12 protein-coding genes and 1 tRNA gene are annotated in these 20,881 nt (G+C 37.5%); 2 read left to right on the top strand and 11 right to left on the bottom strand.

Features of this window, described 5'->3' with window-relative positions:
* Nucleotides 1-443 precede the first annotated feature (443 nt).
* Nucleotides 444-872, top strand: a complete 429-nt coding sequence (locus IPP32_07225) for a hypothetical protein (protein ID MBL0047869.1) — start codon at nucleotides 444-446, stop codon at nucleotides 870-872.
* A gap of 658 nt (nucleotides 873-1,530) precedes the next feature.
* Nucleotides 1,531-11,148 (top strand): T9SS type A sorting domain-containing protein, encoded by a 9,618-nt coding sequence (locus tag IPP32_07220; GenBank protein ID MBL0047868.1) that lies wholly within the window; start codon nucleotides 1,531-1,533, stop codon nucleotides 11,146-11,148.
* Here IPP32_07220 and IPP32_07215 read toward each other — a convergent pair.
* From IPP32_07215 to tuf, 11 genes are all read right to left on the bottom strand, one after another.
* Entirely contained in the window at nucleotides 11,145-11,297 is a 153-nt protein-coding gene (locus tag IPP32_07215; protein MBL0047867.1) for a hypothetical protein, read from the bottom strand. The genes IPP32_07220 and IPP32_07215 overlap by 4 nt on opposite strands.
* Nucleotides 11,298-11,609: 312 nt before the next feature.
* The gene (locus IPP32_07210) at nucleotides 11,610-12,200 is read right to left on the bottom strand and encodes a hypothetical protein (protein ID MBL0047866.1); all 591 of its coding nucleotides are present in this window, start codon (nucleotides 12,198-12,200) and stop codon (nucleotides 11,610-11,612) included.
* Between the two features lie 189 nt (nucleotides 12,201-12,389).
* On the bottom strand, nucleotides 12,390-16,199 hold the full coding sequence (gene rpoB / locus IPP32_07205; protein ID MBL0047865.1) for a DNA-directed RNA polymerase subunit beta: 3,810 nt from the start codon (nucleotides 16,197-16,199) through the stop codon (nucleotides 12,390-12,392).
* Between the two features lie 110 nt (nucleotides 16,200-16,309).
* Complete coding sequence (rplL, locus tag IPP32_07200) at nucleotides 16,310-16,681, bottom strand: 50S ribosomal protein L7/L12 (protein MBL0047864.1); 372 nt, start codon at nucleotides 16,679-16,681, stop codon at nucleotides 16,310-16,312.
* 72 nt (nucleotides 16,682-16,753) lie between these two features.
* Nucleotides 16,754-17,278: a 50S ribosomal protein L10 gene (locus IPP32_07195; GenBank protein MBL0047863.1), complete on the bottom strand. Its 525-nt coding sequence runs from the start codon at nucleotides 17,276-17,278 to the stop codon at nucleotides 16,754-16,756.
* 47 nt (nucleotides 17,279-17,325) lie between these two features.
* A complete protein-coding gene (locus IPP32_07190; protein MBL0047862.1) occupies nucleotides 17,326-18,021 on the bottom strand; it encodes a 50S ribosomal protein L1 in 696 nt (231 codons plus the stop codon).
* A 59-nt stretch (nucleotides 18,022-18,080) separates the two neighbouring features.
* Nucleotides 18,081-18,524 (bottom strand): 50S ribosomal protein L11, encoded by a 444-nt coding sequence (rplK, locus tag IPP32_07185; GenBank protein ID MBL0047861.1) that lies wholly within the window; start codon nucleotides 18,522-18,524, stop codon nucleotides 18,081-18,083.
* A gap of 94 nt (nucleotides 18,525-18,618) precedes the next feature.
* Nucleotides 18,619-19,176 (bottom strand): transcription termination/antitermination factor NusG, encoded by a 558-nt coding sequence (nusG, locus tag IPP32_07180; protein ID MBL0047860.1) that lies wholly within the window; start codon nucleotides 19,174-19,176, stop codon nucleotides 18,619-18,621.
* Nucleotides 19,177-19,178: 2 nt separating this feature from the next.
* Nucleotides 19,179-19,373: a preprotein translocase subunit SecE gene (secE, locus tag IPP32_07175; protein MBL0047859.1), complete on the bottom strand. Its 195-nt coding sequence runs from the start codon at nucleotides 19,371-19,373 to the stop codon at nucleotides 19,179-19,181.
* 86 nt (nucleotides 19,374-19,459) lie between these two features.
* A tRNA-Trp gene (locus tag IPP32_07170) sits at nucleotides 19,460-19,530 on the bottom strand.
* A gap of 95 nt (nucleotides 19,531-19,625) precedes the next feature.
* The gene (tuf, locus tag IPP32_07165) at nucleotides 19,626-20,813 is read right to left on the bottom strand and encodes an elongation factor Tu (GenBank protein ID MBL0047858.1); all 1,188 of its coding nucleotides are present in this window, start codon (nucleotides 20,811-20,813) and stop codon (nucleotides 19,626-19,628) included.
* Between the last annotated feature and the right edge of the window lie 68 nt (nucleotides 20,814-20,881).

Raw genomic sequence — 20,881 nt, 5'->3', positions numbered from 1 at the left:
GCAAAGGTACAATTTGTTTTGATTCTAACAACAGGCGAGTAAAAATATTTTTCAAGATATTTTGATTTGACGCGAAGCAATCCCAAAATGTAGTGGTAAATTAATCTTGTCAGAAGCTCTTTTCAATTTCGAAAGCGGAAAAGCGAGAAATAAAAATTGTTCTGAAAATACTGCCAACTATAGAATTTTGAGCTTTTTTAAGGAAATGAATTTAATTTTACAAGAAAATTTTGAGTCTTGATTCAAACTAATTAAACTCCCCTCCCGCAAATATCAAATTGCTGCGAAATTCAGCTCTATTTGGGTCAGAAATTGACCTACAGCCCATTTTATGCTGATTTCAGCGTTTTTTTGATGCTGTTCATAAATAAATATTTAGTATCAAACCATTCAGTATAAGTAAATTATATCTTTGTTTTATAAACCAATTAACTAAAAAAAACATGAATACAAAAAATGTACTTATCGGAGGCTTTGCCGGAGGTGTTGCCTTCTTTTTATTGGGATGGTTGATTTACGGGATGCTTTTAATGAATTATATGATGAGTATTTCGCCTTACATCCCAGGGCTGTATCGCGATGAAAGTGAGATGTTGCTGGGGATAATGTTTCTGAGCAATTTGCTTTCCGGACTACTCATGGCATTTATTTTTGATATCGGTAAGGTGAGCGGGTGGATGGATGGCTTAAAAACGGGAGCAATTGTAGGATTTCTGATTTCGGCTTCTTTCAATAGCAGCTTGTATGCCATGACTTTCATGTCGAGTAAGCGCTCCATGTTGGTGGATGTGATTGCCTCTACTGTTATGTGGGCAATAACCGGGGCACTTATAGCAATGGCGATGGGGATGGGAAGTAAAAAGACTTCTTAATTAGTACTTAAATTTTTTGAACACCCTTGACTATTGTTGAGGGTGTTTTATTTGCACAAAACTTCATTTTTTTCAATCTCTATCATTTCATTTTACATTTAATTGAGCGCAGAGTTTTTTTTGCAGCCATTATTCCCACTGAGGAGGGCAATGAATTCTCATTCTAATTTTTCAATAAAGCCAAAGCTCAAAAATTTAATTTTGAAATTCTCCCTTTTTTGATAAACACCCTAGCTTGGCCATTTTTTTGCATTAGGATAATTGAGAACTTTAATTTGATTCTGTTTTAGAAAATGAATTCCATTTAGCAAAGAAGACAGCGCTTGCAGTTTCAATAATACTAGCTAACCAATTTTATTAAAAACAACAATTGAAACATTTTAGCTTGCATGCCTCAAAAATATTCAGTTTATTTGATTGTGAATTGAAATTTCTCAACCAATCACTTGGGAAGTTATGTAAGGCCGGGAAATTTATAATACCCTGTTACTATGCTCAGCTCAACTACCCATTTCAATTTCTCAACCTTAATTCTAGTTTTCTTAGTAAGGAATCTTATTCCTTTTACTTAATTGAGCGTATATTCTTCCAAGGCCTGCTCTTCTAGCGGCTGAAATTTTTACAAATTATTCTATTCACATTTCAAAAATTGATGCAAATGAAAAAGGTTATTTTAATTACTCTTATGCTAATTGTTATTTTAAATTCAAGCACAAAATGTCAAGTTTGTTCCTTTTCTTTCAGTGAAGCTGAAAGCACCAATAGAATAGCTCTTGCAACTTGTGAATATTATGAAGTTGTTTATACCTTTCCAAACCCAGTCCCAGAAACTAATAGAATAAAAATAAATTTACCACATGATATACGTTTTCAAAGTTTAGTTTCTGGAAATGGAGTCGCTACTACTTCTAGTTCGGGAGCCATTTCACCAACCTTCACTTTTGTGGGTACAACTTCTATTCCAACTATCATTATTCAAGTACTTACCCCATCATCAATTATATCAGGTTTTCCGTCAACCACCAGTATAGATTTTTATAATACAAACCTTATTTGCAGTAAATCCCCTACTACTTCATTTGCATTATCCGACAATAGTAGTAACTTGAGTGTAACACTGCCAGGTTCTTATCCTTTAAATGCTGGAGAGATGAAAGATTGGATTATCACACTAGAAAACAAAAGCCTTACCACCGACATTTCGAATTTAAAAATAGATTTTATAAATCAGTTAAAGGTGGTAAACATCTCAGGTTACGCATTATTAGGGCAAACTTATACAACACCAATAAGCCCATGTAACTCAATTATTGGTTACACCTCTTTAACAGGATCTGTAATTACAATAACTAATATTGCCCCAGGTCAAATAATAAACATTCATATTTGTATTACCGGAATCTGTCCCCTTCCTGATGGAGGTGGGCAAGCCGGTCAAATCCTTTTTGGTTCACCTTGTGGAAATGATTATTATGGCAGAAAAACTTCTAACCTTCACCTATTTAAGGGCGGAATACCAGAGATTGAACCTCAAGGCCAAGCCTTAGTACAAAATAATAATTATGGACCTGGTATTTGTCAAATCAATAATGGTGTTACAAAATTCTCTTTTAGATATCTTAATTCTGGACATAATTTAGCAGGAACTGGAGCAACAGCTGGATACGCTAAACTTATTGACCTCAAGGTTTATCTTGCTAGTGACAATGCATTTGGACAAATTGTAGACCCACGCTCTTCAACTTCCTTAAAAATAAAATCTAATGGGTATTCCTATACATTAAATAATACTCAATATCAAGGGTTAATATCTGAAGTTGCATATACACCAGCTATTAACTTCAAAACGTATCTTATTGATTTTACAAAATGGATATCTTCTATACCGTTACCATATGAAAATAAATTTGGTGGATCAAATTTAGGACTATGTGATTTAGATGGTGACGGACAAATGGATGATATGAATGAAGGGGCTGAATTTACCCTTGAGTTTGACTACAAATATGTAGGAGATGTACCTTATATTTGCCCTTTCCCAGCTAATCCTCCAACCCCAGGAGCAGATATTATTGGTTTCTCATCAAGTCTTATTAAAACATTTTGCCTTTTTCAAAATCAATGTCAAACTTTACAATATTACTATCCCAACTTACCGCTCCATTCCAATAATGCCTATGACCCTGCCACAGGTACCGCTTTCCAAGATAAGATAATAAATGGAATTATGAATTTCGGAAATGAATTTAATCCAAAAGATGATGCTGTAAAATCACAATTTTCTTATGCAACTGTGATCCATTCGTCTTCTGCTTCGTTACCCCCAGATGCATTAATTGGCGAGGAGTTCAATTATACAATTTGCCCCAATTTTGAGCAAAGATGGACACCACAAGGTTTTGATTTTAATTGCCCTTCAGGTTTTCATCGGATACATATCCCATTGCCAGCACGTTATGAGCTAAATGTGAATCAACTTTTAACTCACACCACGCCACATAGTGGTACAATGAATATTACAATAAACTCTATTCCGCCGCAGGTAGTTACTGCAACAGTAACAGAAACTCCTGGAATCTGCACTCCCGGTTCTCCGGATACATATACTCCTGGTTTTATTAATATCGATTTTGACCGTGTTCCAAGAATTTTGGCAAACGGGAATCATTACACATTATCCATTGGATGTCTTAGTTTACCTATGAAAAATACATGTAACTGCGCCCCTGGCCCAATTCACCATGAGCCTTTTAAAGATGAAATTGAATACTCCTTCGAGTTCATTTGCTGTCCGAATGATGCTGGATGCCGAAGCGTACTTGCCTCAGGGAGTGATGATATATTCAATCATTGCGGAATAGATTGTGGGCCCTTAGCTTCAAATTTTCAAACAAAATCTAGCCCAAGATTTTCTTTAAAAAGACAAACATTAGGATGGTTTAATCCTGACGAATTAAATACAGCTAGTCCTTTAAGTTATACCCAATCTAATTTACCATTAAGTAGTGTAAATATAGCGAATAGTCCTATTAGACTTGACAGAGCATACCCAGGAGATTGCATTGAGGCGAACATCCAAGGAACTTTCTCTGATAATGACATAAATGTACCAACTAAGTATGCAAGTGTTTTTTTAAAAATGAGATATGATGATTTATTTTATTTGCATCAAAGCGCCAACTTTCAGATATTTGATATGGATCCAAATATCTTAAATCAAAGTTCAATCATTGTTGACGATACATACAATGGATCAACGACAACAACTATTTATAATAATCTTACGTTTATAGCATTTCAAGATCCAAATACGTCAGTGCACATTGACTATATGAGATTTGAACTACCAGCAGCTTTTGCCTCAAGTTTGCAACAAAATCACCAATATCATTTCACAGCAAGGATTAGGTTAATAGTAAGAACAACTCAACAAGGGACTGCATTAAATTCAAATACATTCTTTACGCCTGGGAGCCATGAATTAAAAACATTTCGTGCAGGGTTTGGTGCAATATTAAATAATGGAACTGAGTATACATCTTGTGATGATTTTGGAGTTAAGTTTACAATCCTTCAACCTTCCATTCAAGTCATAGTTGGTAATCAGAAAAGCTCTAGTTGTGAACCCTTTAAAATGTCAATTCAATTACAAAGTAAATCTGGAAATTTTGATGATGATAGAATAGATTTTCCTAATGAGTTCAGGCCTTATGCAGGAATTGATGGTGCAGTTGAAGTAAATTTCCCTAAAGGTTATACTTTACAAAGTTGTTCACTTTTATTTCCAACTAATACCTTTACAACTCTTGGTCCTATAGTTGCAGGTAGCCAGTTTGTAAACAATAATTATTTAAGCAATGCTTGTACTTATGCAACTGTATCCTTATCCAACTTAGGATTGCCTAACTATGTGCCATTTAATACGCAAATATGTCCAAACTGCCCAACTGGGCAAACAGATTGTATTCAGTACTTTATAAACCCAGCTTCATTACTAAGTGGTTCTACAAATTGGCCATTAATGGATTATAAGGCAAATGGTACCTATACACCTGGAATTACTTTTGAACTAACTTTTATACCAGAATGTGATGTTTCAAACTTTCCCCCGGGAGCATTTAGTGCTAAACTTAGATATAAGGAAGCCCTCCAAAATCATAACTCAGCCAATTCTAACTATATTTATACTAGCTCAATATTGGCAAGAGGGGGAATTGCGGTTACACATAATAGTCCTGGAATTGAATTTCCAATAATCCATGGTTCAACAGTAATTAATGCGGCAATTCCTCCTTTAACTTCGAATTTCACAACCCCAAAATTTCAAATTTGCCCTGATCCTCGTTCTTTATCTGTTCCATTCACCATTATTGAAATCCCTCATTTGGGAGATTTTTCCTCGCAAGCCCAGCTTCTCGAATATGACTGTAATAATAGTAACCCTAGTCAAATTGCGACATTTTCTCAAACATCAATAGGATCCGGAAGATTTATTATTAACAACTCGATTCTACCAAATGCATGTCGATGTTTTTCAATTAGTGGAAATGTTAATATGCCATATTGCAATATTTCAAGCTTTTTAGATTTACAAAATAAATTACAAATAACACCGCAATTTAAATTAAGCTGCCATTCAGGAGGAGTCGTGTGTGAGGCTGTTAAAAATAACACTTCCTTAGATTTCGATTTCTCTAATGCAACATTTCCTCCAAATCCTTCACCTGCAAATGCAGGCATTGATCAAACTGTATTCATTCCTAGTGTTTCATTACAAGGAAACACTCCATCAAATATTGGAACCGGACACTGGACAGTAATAGCAGGTTCGGGCACTCTTACAAGTCCCAACTCTCAATCTACGGGAGTAACAGGTTTAAGCTTTGGCATTAATACCTTTGCTTGGACAATTAATAATGGAAATTGCCCATCTACTTCCGATCAAGTAAACATCAATTATAAATGTAGTTCTGTTCTAGCAGGTCAGAATATATTAACCGGCGACGTTTCTCAATACCAACTAAGCAACTTTTCAAATTCAATTGTTTTTGTTAATGGTGTTTTGAAAATTAATATACCGACCGCAAATTTTAACAAATGTCATTTTTTAATGGCACCTGGGTCTTCAATAGTTATTAATCCTTCTATGACTTTGAATTTATCTGAATGTATAGTTGAAGGATGCCCTGACATGTGGAATGGTATTAGAGTAAGTTCAACAGCAATACTAAAATGTGATAAAACTCTGATACAAAATGCACTTACCGCTATTTCTTGTGTTGATGGCTCAGATTATGACATCACTTCTTCCGTATTCAATCAGAACAAAGAAGATATTTTTATTGATGGTCAAGGTACAGGTAATTCATTTACTGGAACAGTTAATGGGTCCGTCTTTACTTGCAGGTATATTAATCCTTCTCCAGACTTAAGTAATGTGGGAATTCTTGCTTCTAGTTTAAAAAATAATAATTTAACAACATCCATTCCCTCAAGCTTGCTTTACTATCCTTCCTCATTAAATCCAAGTAATAGAAGTGAGGCAGCTATTGAAATATCAGGAGTTGGGTTATCAACTCCAATACCTTCTTATAATATTAAGATTGGTGATGAAAATTCAGGATTTACAACAAAAGGAAACCTTTTTGACAGGCACGACTATGGAATAAAAATAAAAAGCAGTAATGTAGAAATTGTGAATTGCAAGTTTCAGAACATGGAAGCTACTAACTACTTAGGTTATTCAACAGGTATTGGAATTTGGGCGTATAGATCAATTGATATGCCTTTTAGTATTAAAGTAGGTGGGGGCTCTATTCCTGCCGAAAGAAACACATTTATTGATTGTGGGATTGGAACTTTAATAAAAGACTATTTTAACACCCAAATTGAAGCGAATACGATTCAAAAAACGGCAGGGGTTGGTAATGTTTTCGCAAATACGAATTATGTGGGACGATGGGGTATAAAGCTTTCCAATGGAGACAAAAGCTCTCATACTTGCAGAAACAATACTATAACCAATATTTATATCGGTATTGAATTTGATCAAATTACATTTGATAAGGTCCAAAGTAATTTTGAATACAATACTATCAGCAGCGCTGGAAATGAAAAATCCAATATTGGAATTTATATTCATAGCCAGAAAAATTATCATAATTTACTTTCTTACATTCATATTGATCATAATGACTTGCAAGGCCTAATGAATGGCGTTAGGATAGAGAACTTCAAGACCACTGGAGGTATTACAGTAAATCAAAATCCACATATCACAATACAACGGGGCAATCCTATAACAACTCCGCAAAATGGTATTTATGTATATGAATGTAATGGTGTCGAAGTAGCTGACAATCCAGACATTTCTGCTCTTCCAACTAAGGCAAATAACATTACTGGGATTTACCTCTACTCCTCTCAAAACTCCATGATTAATTGTAATAAAATTAAAAAGGCGAGAACTGGCATTCGAATTCAAGGAGTTTGTTCTTCCCCGCCTAACTCTGAAGGGTTGCTTCATAAAAATGAAATTAGTGACTATTTTACTGGTGTTGATCTTTTAAAATATGCATCAATTTCAAATCAAGGAACTGCAAGCCATGGATCGGATAACATATGGCTTAATCCTAATACCGGTGGGGTGGGCATACGAAATCAATCAGGAACAAACCCTGTAGTTTATATACATTCCGGAGGGCCTAATTCAATATCACCGTTTGGCTCGGTTACCATGATGCCGGCAACTGGAGCAAGTTCTACAACATGTTTAGGTTCAACTCCATTTTCTCCTATTGTTTCCAATCAATTAACTAATGAAGAATATGAGATTATCAGAAAACTATTGGGGAATGAACTGAATTTTCCGGTATTGGCAGAGGAGACAAAATGGAATTATGGATCAATTTTGTATGAAAAAATTCTAAACGATAGTACAATTAATCCCAATGATAGCATTATCAGTGACTTTGTGGATTCCTTAGCTTCAGGAAACGTTGGAAAATTTTACGTTGTATCTAGTTCGATTAAAAATGGCGACTGGACTTTAGCAGAGAGTGACAATCAAAGTATCGTAACTCATAGCCACGTTGAAGCCAATCTTAAGAAATACAACAATTATTACATAGCTTTTCAGAAGGATACAGCACTTGGCGGTGATTCTACCTGGTTAGCGAATATGATTAATGATTTGACACCAATCGCAGAGGAATGTATTTTAACTGGTGGCTCTGCTGTATCAGGTGCAAGGACAATGCTTTCCTATTTCACCCCCAATCTTTACCCGAGCATTGACGAATGTTTACAATCACCAGCTGATTCCATCAGCCAGGACAGCAGCAACACACTGTGTGCCCTTATCAAAACCTACACTGTTTCTGCCACAACAGGAGCAACCTATACTTGGACAGTTCCATCGGGAACAAGTTTTACTCAAAGTGGAAACAGTATTTCAGTTAATTGGGGAAGCCTTATCGGAACCGGAGGTACAATAACCTGTACCATTATGGATGCGCTTGGAAACACCTCTACAGGTAGCTATACTCAAGCTCCTTTGGTTTCTAATCCTACTTGCATAACAGCAAGTGCCAACAATACTAGTTGTGTAACTGCTACTCAGTTGAGTTGGAATCCACCAGCAGGATGCGCTGCCGGATATTTAATTATGTTGGGTACAAACGGTGCCGGAACAACAACTCCGGATAATGTAGTAAATGGTTGGGATGTTGGTAATGTTACCTCGGTAACACTTCCTATGCTGAGCGGTGGTACTACTTATTATTATCAGGTAATTCCTTATGATGATGCGCATGTGCCGGTAAACGGGTGCTCCATATTTTCATTCACCTCCGGAACCGCAGTTGATTTTACTCCGACACTTGGCAATCCATACATTGAAAATTTTGATGGAGTTAGTCCACCAGAATTACCATGTGGCATTACTATAAGTGATGAGAATTTCCCAAGAGATGGTGTTGTATGGGCTACTAGCACGGCTGCTTCTTGTTCGGGCAACAACAGCATTGCTATATCAAAAAACCCAAATAATACCACCGCCAAAGATGATTGGTTTTATTCAGTTCCGCTGAATCTTACTGCTGGCGAATTGTACCAAGTTGATTTTAATGCAAAAACGGATGGTCCACAAACAGAAGGAATTGAAGCATATATCGGCTCAAGCCCGGATGCAGCAACGATGCAAAGCACTTCATCGATAATTAATTCTTACCTCTCCAATTCAAATTGTGTAAACACTCTGGCGAGCGACTATATTGCTGCCTATACCGGACAGTTTTATGTAGGCGTTCATGCAAATGGTTCTCCAAATAGCCAAACACTTTTTGTGGATGACTTAAGGGTTAGTTTGATTCCGACCGTAAAAATTTCGGCTGAAACTTGCGGTGATACAGTATCAAGCTGTGAACGCATTCAATGTGATTTGATAACTGGAGCAACAAGTTACAAGTTTAGGATTGAAAATTTACAATTAGGTTTTTCAATGGATTATACTGTAAATTCAAACAATCCGCTCTTGTCTGAATTTTATAATGCACCCGTTTTACCATTGCCATTAGGTGAAACCTACACAGTTTCGGCAACTGCATTTGTAAATGGAAATTGGATGCCTTTTGGAGCATCTTGTACAATAACAATAAATGCTCAAACAAGCGTAACTGCAAGTGACGTTAGCGGTTGCACCGGTTCTGCTATTTCTCTTTACGGTTCTCCATCAGGTGGTACTTTTAGCTTAAGTAATCCGTATACAGGTCCAAGTGCAAGCTATACCTACACTTTTACAGATGAATATGGATGTGCTGTTACCAGCATCCCAGCTAACATTACAGTAAACGCCTTACCAACAGTAAGCGCAGCAAATGTGAGTGGATGTGAAGGAACAGCTATTTCACTATCGGGAAGTCCAGCCGGTGGAACGTGGAGTGTGGCTAATCCTTATACGGGAGCAAGTGCAACTTATACACACAGTTATACCGATGCTAATGGTTGTAACAATACAAGTGCTAGTGCAACTATAACTGTTACTGCATGTCCTAAGTTAAATACTACAACCTGCAATACAGCATCATTTAATATGTGTGATCGTTTGGCGATTACAACAGTAAGCGGTGCAACAGCCTATAAATATAAATTTGAAAATTCTAGTCTTGGATTCTCTCAAGAGTATACACCTGCATCGCTTTCTTATAATCCATACTTGTATCAATTCCTTAACGCAACTTCAACTTCAATAATACCTGGAAATACTTATGCTGTTTCAGTGGCAGCATTGGTTAACGGTAGTTGGACTTATTATGGTCCAGCTTGTAATGTGGTAGTAAATCCAATTCCTATAACCAGTTTAAATTCTGCTTCATGTAACATAAATTTGCCTAGTATGAATACTTATTTTTATACAAATAATACAGGCATTTGTGGGATTTATGATTACAAATATGAATTTACAGAAGGAAACACAACTTTTGAAGTAAATCGCGGTTTAACTTTGAATAATTTCATTATGATTTGGATACCTTCTCCAAATCTGGCGAAATATTCAACAACGTATTCAGTAAGAGTAAAACTCAAAATGGGAAATACCTGGGGCGATTATGGACCTTCATGCACCATTACTACGCCTTCGTCTCCATTGACCCAATTGCAAACTGCATTTTGCGGATACACTTTACCACTTTTTAGTAGTCTAGTAAATTGTGATGCCGTTCCGGGTGCAATTGATTATCGTTACCACATCACAGGTCCATCCAATTACAATAAGACCTTTAACAGAAATCAAGCTGGAAACGATTGGCATTTTAGTTGGACTATCCTAGGCAGTGGACAACAAAACATGGTTCCGAATACTACCTATGCAGTGGAAGTAGCTTCAAATGCAGGTGGAGTTTGGAGTGCTTATGGCGCGAGTTGCAACATTACTACACCGGCAACTCAATGGCGCGAAGCAGAGGCATTTGAGTTGAATCAAAATGCTGCATTGAATGAGGCCGTAGATGAACTTGCTTTGTTGGTATACCCGAATCCGAATGCAATCAACAATGAGTTCTTTATTGAAGTGAGGGGAATTCATACCGCTGGCGAAGTTGCACAAATTACCATTTATGATTTGGTTGGAAAGTTAATTTACAAAGAAACTGCAACCTATAATGAAGGTGACACTCAATTGAGAGTAAAACCAAGCGTACGTCCTGCCCAGGGTGTGTATATGATTGAAGCTATTGTTAAAGGGAAAAAGCTTCGACAGAAATTTGTGGTGGATTAAATTTCTTTGACAAATTTTATTTCAGCAAAAAACGCTTTAGAAATTTCTAAAGCGTTTTTTGTTTTACCAAATTGCACTGCTGTAACTCCTACTAAACCAGATGTAATAGGTTCAAGAAATCGTTTGGAGATGGAGTTGGTTTCTTCCATGTAGTAGAATGCCACCCCCTACCCCCGCCGGCGGGGGATATTTTTTAAATTAAGAAAAGCACTTATTGCCCTATGTAGCGGAGGTACAGGTGTATATTTAAACAACAAAAAACCCCCGTCAACAAAAGCTGACGGGGGTTCTTTTTAATAAACAAACAAATTAATCCAGGGTAATATTTAAGCCCAAGCCTTTTAATTCATGCAACAATACGTTGAATGTTTCGGGTATTGCCAAGTAAGTTATGCTTGGAATTAGCATGCTAAAGGCATACACTGGGTATAAAAAATGGTATATGAGATTATCTACAGCTATTATTTTTTTATTGAATAGCTAAAAAGTTCCCATGTTTCCATATTACCAGAACTTAGCTCAATCTCCTTCTTAACTATGCCAATATTAGGACACATATAGATAATTACATTGTTTTTTGGAGAATGCATTATGACACCTGCGGCATCTCCTTTGCATTGCATTTTTATTACTGAGGTAAATGAATTGGTATCAATATTTAATGTGAGGTGCGAATCCAACAAGTATAATTTATACAAAGTATCAACTGGCATAAAATTGGCTGAAAAAATTGGATGGTCTGAGCACCAATCTCCCAAGGAGGAAAAATACATCCCATGTAAACTCAATAAATCTGTGCGATTATAAAATGATGAATAAAATGTCATATTGTAAATATCGGTAATAATACAAGTATCAGAGGCTGAGGAAAGAATATGACAAGGAGTCCGCTCGCAGGTAGATGGAGCAGAATTAACCAATGTTACTTCATCAATATTCGTTGAGCCAACTTTCCTATAGATCCACTTGCTCCCGGTATTGAATTTATAAGGAAATAAACTATCCGAATATGGGATATGCTTATAATAAGTACCTGAATTTTCTTGTTGCATTTCCTTTTTTTTGCAAGAAAAAAACAGTAAGATAAGTATGAGGTAAAGAAGTCTGAACTGCATGGCTCAACATGAAATTTGATCAATAATACGAAAAGTTCAAACATTATAAGATTAATTGGCGTATATGCAAAAAAGAGCCGCTCTACATTTCTGCAGAGCGGCTCTTTTTATTAATAAACAAACAAATTAATCCAAGGTAATATTTAAGCCCAAGCCTCTTAATTCATGCAACAATACGTTGAATGATTCCGGAATTCCGGGAGTTGGCATTGGATCACCTTTTACAATGGCTTCGTATGCTTTTGCACGTCCTATTACGTCATCTGATTTAATGGTTAAGATTTCTTGTAGGATATTAGCTGCACCGAATGCTTCTAATGCCCAAACCTCCATCTCACCAAAACGCTGACCTCCGAATTGAGCCTTACCACCTAAAGGTTGTTGAGTAATCAACGAGTAAGGTCCGATTGAACGCGCATGCATCTTATCATCCACCATGTGACCTAATTTCAGCATGTAAATGATACCTACCGTTGCAGGCTGGTCAAATTTCTCTCCAGTACCACCATCGGTCAAGAAAGTACGTCCAAATCGCGGTAAACCGGCTTTGTCGGTAATTGAATCGATATCTTCTAAGGTTGCACCGTCAAAAATTGGAGTAAAGTAGCGTTCTCCCAATTTTTCGCCGGCCCAAGCCAATACCGTTTCATAAATCTGACCTAAGTTCATACGAGAAGGTACACCCAGCGGGTTCAACACGATATCAACCGGTGTTCCATCGTCTAAGAATGGCATGTCTTCGTCTCTTACGATACGCGCTACAATACCTTTATTTCCGTGACGTCCGGCCATCTTATCACCCACTTTCAACTTACGTTTTTTAGCGATGTAAATTTTAGCCAATTGAACAATACCTGCAGGTAGCTCATCTCCAACAGTTAAAGCAAATTTGCGGCGTTTGTAAGCACCTAAAATATCGTTTGCCTTAATGGTGTAGTTGTGCACCAATACTTTTATCAATTCGTTGGTATCCTTATCAGTTGTCCATTTTGATGGATTGATGTTAGCATACTCAATTCCTGTCAACACTTTTTGAGAGAACTTAGTACCTTTTGGAATTTGCACTTCCTTGTAATTGTTCATTACACCTTGTGAGGTTTTTCCATTGGTTAAAGCAAACAGTTTATCTACCAATTTGGTTTTCAAAACAGTTACTTCCTTGTTCATTTCCTCGTCGATTTTATTCAACAAAGGTTTCTCATCTGCTTTGGTTTTGCGATCCTTGATTACGCGAGAGAATAATTTTTTATCGATAACCACACCACGCAATGAGGGAGGTGCCTTTAACGAAGCATCTTTCACATCGCCTGCTTTGTCGCCAAAGATAGCTCGTAATAATTTTTCTTCCGGTGAAGGATCTGTTTCTCCTTTAGGAGTAATTTTTCCAATCAAAATATCCCCTTCTTTCACCTCAGCACCTACGCGGATAAGTCCATTTCCATCCAAATCTTTAGTAGCTTCTTCGCTTACGTTAGGAATATCAGCAGTTAATTCCTCTAAACCGCGCTTTGTATCACGCACTTCTAGGGTATATTCATCCACGTGCACGGATGTGAAGATATCTTCACGCACTACACGTTCACTGATAACGATAGCATCCTCGAAGTTGTAACCTTTCCATGGCATGAAAGCCACTTTTAAGTTACGTCCAAGTGCTAACTCACCATTTTGAGTCGCATATCCTTCACACAAAACTTGTCCTTTGCTTACCTTCTCCCCTTTGGCCACAATTGGCTTTAAGTTGATACAGGTATTTTGGTTGGTTTTGCGGAATTTAGTGAGTTTGTATGATTTTGTATCGTCATCAAAACTTACCAAACGGTCATTTTCAGTGCGGTTGTAACGGATAACAATTTCATTTGCATCCACATATTCTACCACACCGGTACCTTCGGCATTAATCAACACACGAGAATCTTTCGCAACTAAAGGCTCCAAACCTGTTCCCACGATTGGCGCTTCAGGGCGCAACAATGGAACTGCCTGACGTTGCATGTTCGAACCCATCAGGGCACGGTTAGCATCATCATGCTCTAAGAAAGGAATCAAAGAAGCTGCAATCGAAGCAATTTGATTTGGAGCAACGTCCATCAAATCCACTTGATTCGGGTCAACCACTGGAAAATCTCCTTCAAAACGTGCTTTCACACGCACTGCATGCAGGTTTCCTTTGTCGTCGATATCAGCAATCGCTTGCGCAATTGTTTTTCCGTGTTCTTGTTCAGCGCTTAAGTACACCGGCTCTAAGTTGAAATTCACTTTACCGTCTTTTAATTCGCGGTAAGGAGTTTCAATAAATCCTAAACGATTAATTTTAGCGAATACACAAAGTGAAGAAATCAAACCAATGTTTGGTCCCTCTGGAGTTTCGATAGTACACAAACGCCCGTAGTGGGTGTAATGCACGTCACGCACCTCAAATCCGGCGCGTTCACGACTCAAACCACCTGGCCCGAGTGCCGACAATCTACGCTTATGTGTAATCTCAGCCAATGGATTGGTTTGATCCATGAACTGTGATAATTGGTTGGTTCCGAAGAAAGAGTTAATAACTGATGATAATGTTTTAGCATTAATCAAATCAGTAGGTGTAAACACCTCATTATCTCTTACGTTCATACGCTCACGGATGGTTCGCGCCATACGAGAAAGACCTACTCCGAACTGTGAATACAATTGTTCCCCAACAGTACGTACACGACGGTTACTCAAGTGATCGATATCATCCACATCAGCCTTCGAGTTGATTAGCTCAATCAAATACTTGATGATGGCGATGATGTCTTGTTTGGTTAACACTTTCACATCATCCGGAGTATCCATTTTCAACTTTTTGTTGATACGGAAACGACCTACTTCACCTAAATCATAACGTTTATCGGAGAAGAATAATTTATCGATAATACCACGCGCGGTTTCTTCATCCGGTGGTTCAGCGTTACGCAACTGACGGTAGATGTGTTCTACCGCTTCCTTTTCGGAGTTTGAAGTATCCTTTTGAAGGGTATTATAAATGATTGCATAGTCGGCAGAGTTAACTGATTCCTTATGCAAAATAATTGACTTTACATTGGCATCAAGGATAAGATCCAAGTGGTCTTTATCGATAACCGTTTCGCGGTCGATGATTACCTCGTTACGCTCGATTGAAACAACTTCACCGGTATCTTCATCCACGAAATCTTCCACCCAGGTTTTCAACACACGAGCAGCCAATTTGCGGCCGATTGCGGCTTTAATACCTGATTTGCTCACCTTCATTTCGTCGGCAAGGTTGAATATTTCGAGAATATCCTTATCGCTTTCGTATCCGATGGCACGCAACAATGTTGTTACCGGAAGTTTTTTCTTTCGGTCGATGTAGGCATACATCACAGAGTTGATATCCGTAGCAAATTCAATCCAAGAACCCTTAAATGGAATTACTCTGGCAGAATAAAGTTTGGTTCCATTGGCGTGGCGGCTTTGACCAAAAAATACTCCGGGCGAACGGTGCAATTGAGAAACAATTACGCGTTCAGCACCATTGATAACGAAAGTACCTTTCGGAGTCATGTATGGGATTGTTCCCAAATACACATCTTGCACGATGGTTTCGAAATCCTCGTGCTCCGGGTCGGTACAGTATAATTTTAACTTCGCCTTTAGTGGAACGCTGTAAGTTAATCCGCGTTCAATACACTCTTCGATGGAATAGCGGGGAGGATCAACGAAATAATCGATGAACTCCAACACGAAATTATTTCGTGCATCCGAAATCGGAAAATTTTCAGAGAATACTTTAAACAACCCTTCGTCCTGACGGTTTTCGGGTGTAGTTTCTAACTGGAAAAAATCCTGAAATGATTTCAGCTGTATATCCAAAAAATCAGGATAAGGTATCTGATTTTTCAGTGAAGAAAAACTTATTCTTTGAGATTTTTTATTTGTTGCCAAAACTAGAAGTATTAAAAGTTTAAATAAATGAGTAAAACAAAATAGCTACAAACTAGTTTAGACCTCTCCAAAAGGAACGGTCTAAACAGGACTTGTATTATTGAATACGCTTATTTAACTTCAACTTCAGCTCCAGCTTCTGTTAATTGAGTTTTTAAGTTTTCAGCGTCTTCTTTCGAAACACCTTCTTTAATTGGTTTTGGAGCTCCGTCAACTAAATCTTTAGCTTCTTTCAAGCCAAGACCAGTTAAGTCTTTCACCAATTTAACAACTGCTAATTTATTAGCACCGCTAGCTTTCAAAATTACATCGAAAGTAGTTTTTTCAGCTGCTGCTGCTCCACCTGCTGCAGGTGCTGCCATTACTGCTGCTGCTGCTGCTGGTTCGATACCATACTCATCTTTTAAGATAGTTGCTAATTCGTTTACTTCTTTTACTGTTAGGTTAACTAACTGTTCTGCAAAAGCTTTTAAATCTGCCATTTTATTTTTGTTTTAATTGTTAATTACTATTTGACTATTACTATTTGATTAAAAAAAATTACTGTTTTATGATTATTCAGGGCGTTCCGACAATGTTTTAACGATACCTGCCAATTTACCTCCGCTTGATTTAAGTGCAGAAATAACATTTTTAGCAGGCGATTGCAACAAGCTGATAATTTCGCCAATAACTTCTTCTTTGGACTTGATATCCGCCAAAGCGCCCAATTGATTGTTTCCGATATACACGCTTTCGCTTACGAAAGCACCTTTCAATACCGGTTTATCCGTTGGTTCTTTTCTGAAGGCTTTAATAAGTTTTGCAGGAGCATTTGCAACTTCGCAAAACATAACTGAAGTGGACCCTTTTAAGATGGGGAACAATTCAGAGAAATCTTTATCTGTTTTCTCCATTGCTTTTTGCAACAAGGTGTTTTTCACCACATGTAACGAAATTTGATTTTCGAAGCATTTTCTGCGCAAAGCATTTGTTTTTTCAACGGTTAAACCAGATATATCGGTTAAATAAAAATTTGAATTGTTGTTTAGTTTCTCAACCAAACTATCAATCATTTCATTTTTTTCTGACTTTTTCATTTTACTTTTCACTTCATCCACCAAAGGCGGACAGATTTATATTTTTGTTATAAACTAACTGCTTTAGTATCGATAGCAATACCGGGACTCATTGTGCTGGACATAGAGATACTTTTTACGTACACTCCTTTAGCACTAGATGGTTTCAATTTTCCGATAGTTTGCAACAATTCGTTTGCGTTTTCTGCAATCTTTTTGCTGTCGAAACTAACTTTACCAATTGAAGCATGCACGATACCGGCTTTGTCAACCTTAAAGTCGATTTTACCTGCTTTTACTTCCGTAACCGCTTTACCAACTTCCAGTGTAACTGTTCCGGTTTTAGGATTCGGCATTAAACCACGAGGACCTAAAACTTTTCCTAAAGCACCTACTTTACCCATAACACTTGGCATAGTAATAATTACATCGATATCTGTCCAGCCTGCTTTAATTTTTGCGATATAATCGTCCAATCCAACGTGGTCAGCACCTGCAGCTTTTGCTTCAGCTTCTTTATCGGGAGTACAAAGCACTAATACGCGTACTGTTTTTCCGGTACCATGTGGTAAGGAAACTATACCACGAACCATTTGATTGGCTTTGCGGGGATCTACTCCTAAACGGACAGCCAAATCAACTGACGAATCGAATTTAGTAGTACTTACTTCTTTAACCAGGGCAGCTGCTTCAGCCAATTGATATGACTTGTTAGCATCCACTTTGCCCAGGATTGCTTTTCTTTTTTTAGATATTTTTGCCATCTTTTTTGTATTTTGAATTTTCAGTAAAAAGCCTTTCGACTTACACTAAAAAATTAAAATTATTTTTTTAAAGGACTCTCTCCGGTAACGGTTAATCCCATACTACGGGCAGTTCCAGCCACCATGCTCATTGCTGATTCGATTGTAAAACAATTTAAATCGGGCATTTTAATTTGAGCAATGTCTTTTACTTGCGCCCAGGTTACAGTACCCACTTTTTTACGGTTAGGTTCAGCTGACCCGCCTTTTATTTTAGAGGCATCAATCAGTTGCACTGCAACGGGAGGAGTTTTGATGATAAAGTCGAACGACTTATCAGAATATACGGTAATGATTACAGGTAATACTTTTCCTGCTTGATCTTGCGTTCTGCCATTGAATTGCTTGCAAAACTCCATAATGTTCACCCCTTTGGAACCTAATGCAGGACCGATGGGAGGTGAAGGATTTGCAGCACCACCTTTTACTTGTAGCTTAATAAAGCCAGTTACTTCTTTTGCCATTTTATTTAGTTTATTGTCTTTGGTTTTTGGTTCTTAGCAAAAAGTGGAAGCTTTATAAACTTTAAACTTTAAACCCAAAACTTTAAACTTGTTATTACTCTTTTTCAACTTGCAAATAGCCTAATTCCAAAGGCGTTTTGCGACCGAAGATTTTCACCATTACTTTCAACTTCTTCTTCTCTTCGTTTATTTCTTCGATTACCCCGCTAAAGCTATTGAAAGGACCATCTACTACTTTTACTGTTTCACCAACAATAAAAGGAATATTCAATTCTTCGTCTTTATCGGCTAATTCGTCCACATTACCTAAAATGCGGTTAACTTCATTCATTCTTAAAGGAACCGGATCCCCATTTTTATCACCCAAAAATCCAATTACTCCGGTAACGTTTTTAATCGTGTGTGGAATCTCCCCAATCAAAGCTGCCTCAATCAGAATATATCCGCCAAAATACGGGCGTTCTTTACTGATTTTTTTTCCATTTCTGATTTGATAAATCTTTTCAGTTGGAATTAAAATTTGCGATACGTAATCGCCCATTCCAATACGATTGATTTCCACCTCAATGTATTGCTTAATCTTTTTTTCCTTGCCACTGATAGCTCGGACAACATACCACTTTTTAACTTGTTCTGCAGGTGCTGTTGCCATTGTTATCGCGTCAATTTATATAGGTTCTCCATAATTAAACGGAAGCTTGAATCCATTGCTAAAATAATGATGGCAATAATTAATGATGCTACCATCACAATGATTGCGCTGCTTTGCAATTCTGCCCAGGTTGGCCAAGATACTTTTGTAAAGAGCTCTTGACTTGTTTCCTGAAAATATGCTTTTATTTTATTCACTGTAATTTCTTTATTTGTTGTTAATTGTTCTTCTATCTTCAATCCAACCGTATCTTTTAACCCTTAACCTTTAACTCATCTTTTTGCACGGGCGGAGAGATTCGAACTCCCATCAAAAGTTTTGGAGACTTCTATTCTACCCTTGAACTACGCCCGTTTATTAGTTTTAAGGGTTTCAAGTTTAAAGTTTAAAATTCGATTGGGTTTACCAACAAAATTCTAAACTTTAAACGTTAAACCAGAAACCTTTATTTATTTAATTACTTCAACCACTTGACCAGCACCTACTGTTCTTCCACCCTCACGGATAGCGAAACGTAAGCCTTTGTCCATAGCTACCGGCATAATCAACTTAACTGTAATAGTTACGTTATCGCCAGGCATAACCATTTCGCGTCCTGCTGGTAACTCGATTTCTCCAGTTACGTCAGTTGTACGCAAGTAAAACTGAGGACGGTATTTGTTATGGAATGGAGTGTGACGTCCACCTTCTTCTTTTTTCAATACATAGATTTCAGCTTTGAAATCAGTGTGCGGGGTAATTGAACCCGGTTTAGCGATAACCATACCTCTGCGGATATCTTTTTTATCGATACCACGAAGTAATAAACCTACGTTATCACCAGCTTCTCCACGATCCAATAATTTACGGAACATTTCAACACCTGTAACAACTGATTTTAAACGCTCCACTTGCATACCCATGATTTCAACTTCCTCACCAGAGTTAACAACACCAGTTTCGATACGACCTGTAGCAACAGTTCCACGACCGGTAATAGAGAACACATCCTCAACAGGCATCAAGAAAGGCTTTTCAACTTCTCTTGGCGGGATTGGAATGAAGTTATCAACAGCATCCATCAATTCCATGATTTTTTCCATCCATTTAGGCTCTTTGTTCAAACCACCTAAAGCAGAACCACGGATAATTGGAGTGTTGTTTCCATCAAATTGATAGAATGTCAACAATTCGCGGATTTCCATTTCAACTAAGTCAAGTAACTCAGCATCATCCACCATATCCACTTTATTCATAAACACAACAATTTTAGGTACACCAACCTGGCGAGCCAAAAGAATGTGTTCACGTGTTTGAGGCATCGGTCCGTCAGTAGCTGCAACCACAAGGATTGCACCGTCCATTTGAGCCGCACCAGTAACCATGTTCTTCACATAATCCGCGTGACCTGGGCAGTCAACGTGAGCATAGTGACGGTTTTGTGTTTGGTATTCAACGTGAGAAGTATTGATTGTAATACCTCTTTCTTTTTCTTCAGGAGCGTTATCAATTGAAGAGAAATCTCTTACTTCAGACAATCCCTTTTCAGCTAAAACTGTAGTGATTGCTGCAGTAAGTGTAGTTTTACCGTGGTCAACGTGACCGATGGTTCCAATGTTAACGTGTGGTTTGGAACGGTCGAATTTTTCTTTAGCCATTGCTATTATTTATTAATTGTTGTGTTTATTATTTATTTGTTTCAAAAAAAATTTAATCTTTTTCAGTT

The sequence above is a fragment of the Bacteroidota bacterium genome, assembly GCA_016721765.1.
In the GTDB taxonomy this organism is placed as follows: domain Bacteria; phylum Bacteroidota; class Bacteroidia; order UBA4408; family UBA4408; genus UBA4408.
The sequence above is the reverse complement of the archived record's forward strand: the minus strand, read 5'-3'. Positions and strand labels throughout refer to the sequence as shown.

Excerpts from the sequence above, each read along its gene's own strand:
- IPP32_07225 (MBL0047869.1), top strand. The coding sequence starts at position 444 with ATGAATACAAAAAATGTACTTATCGGAGGCTTTGCCGGAGGTGTTGCC.
- IPP32_07220 (MBL0047868.1), top strand. The coding sequence starts at position 1,531 with ATGAAAAAGGTTATTTTAATTACTCTTATGCTAATTGTTATTTTAAAT.
- IPP32_07215 (MBL0047867.1), bottom strand. The coding sequence starts at position 11,297 with ATGGAAGAAACCAACTCCATCTCCAAACGATTTCTTGAACCTATTACA.
- IPP32_07210 (MBL0047866.1), bottom strand. The coding sequence starts at position 12,200 with ATGCAACAAGAAAATTCAGGTACTTATTATAAGCATATCCCATATTCG.
- rplL (MBL0047864.1), bottom strand. The coding sequence starts at position 16,681 with ATGGCAGATTTAAAAGCTTTTGCAGAACAGTTAGTTAACCTAACAGTA.
- IPP32_07195 (MBL0047863.1), bottom strand. The coding sequence starts at position 17,278 with ATGAAAAAGTCAGAAAAAAATGAAATGATTGATAGTTTGGTTGAGAAA.
- IPP32_07190 (MBL0047862.1), bottom strand. The coding sequence starts at position 18,021 with ATGGCAAAAATATCTAAAAAAAGAAAAGCAATCCTGGGCAAAGTGGAT.
- rplK (MBL0047861.1), bottom strand. The coding sequence starts at position 18,524 with ATGGCAAAAGAAGTAACTGGCTTTATTAAGCTACAAGTAAAAGGTGGT.
- nusG (MBL0047860.1), bottom strand. The coding sequence starts at position 19,176 with ATGGCAACAGCACCTGCAGAACAAGTTAAAAAGTGGTATGTTGTCCGA.
- tuf (MBL0047858.1), bottom strand. The coding sequence starts at position 20,813 with ATGGCTAAAGAAAAATTCGACCGTTCCAAACCACACGTTAACATTGGA.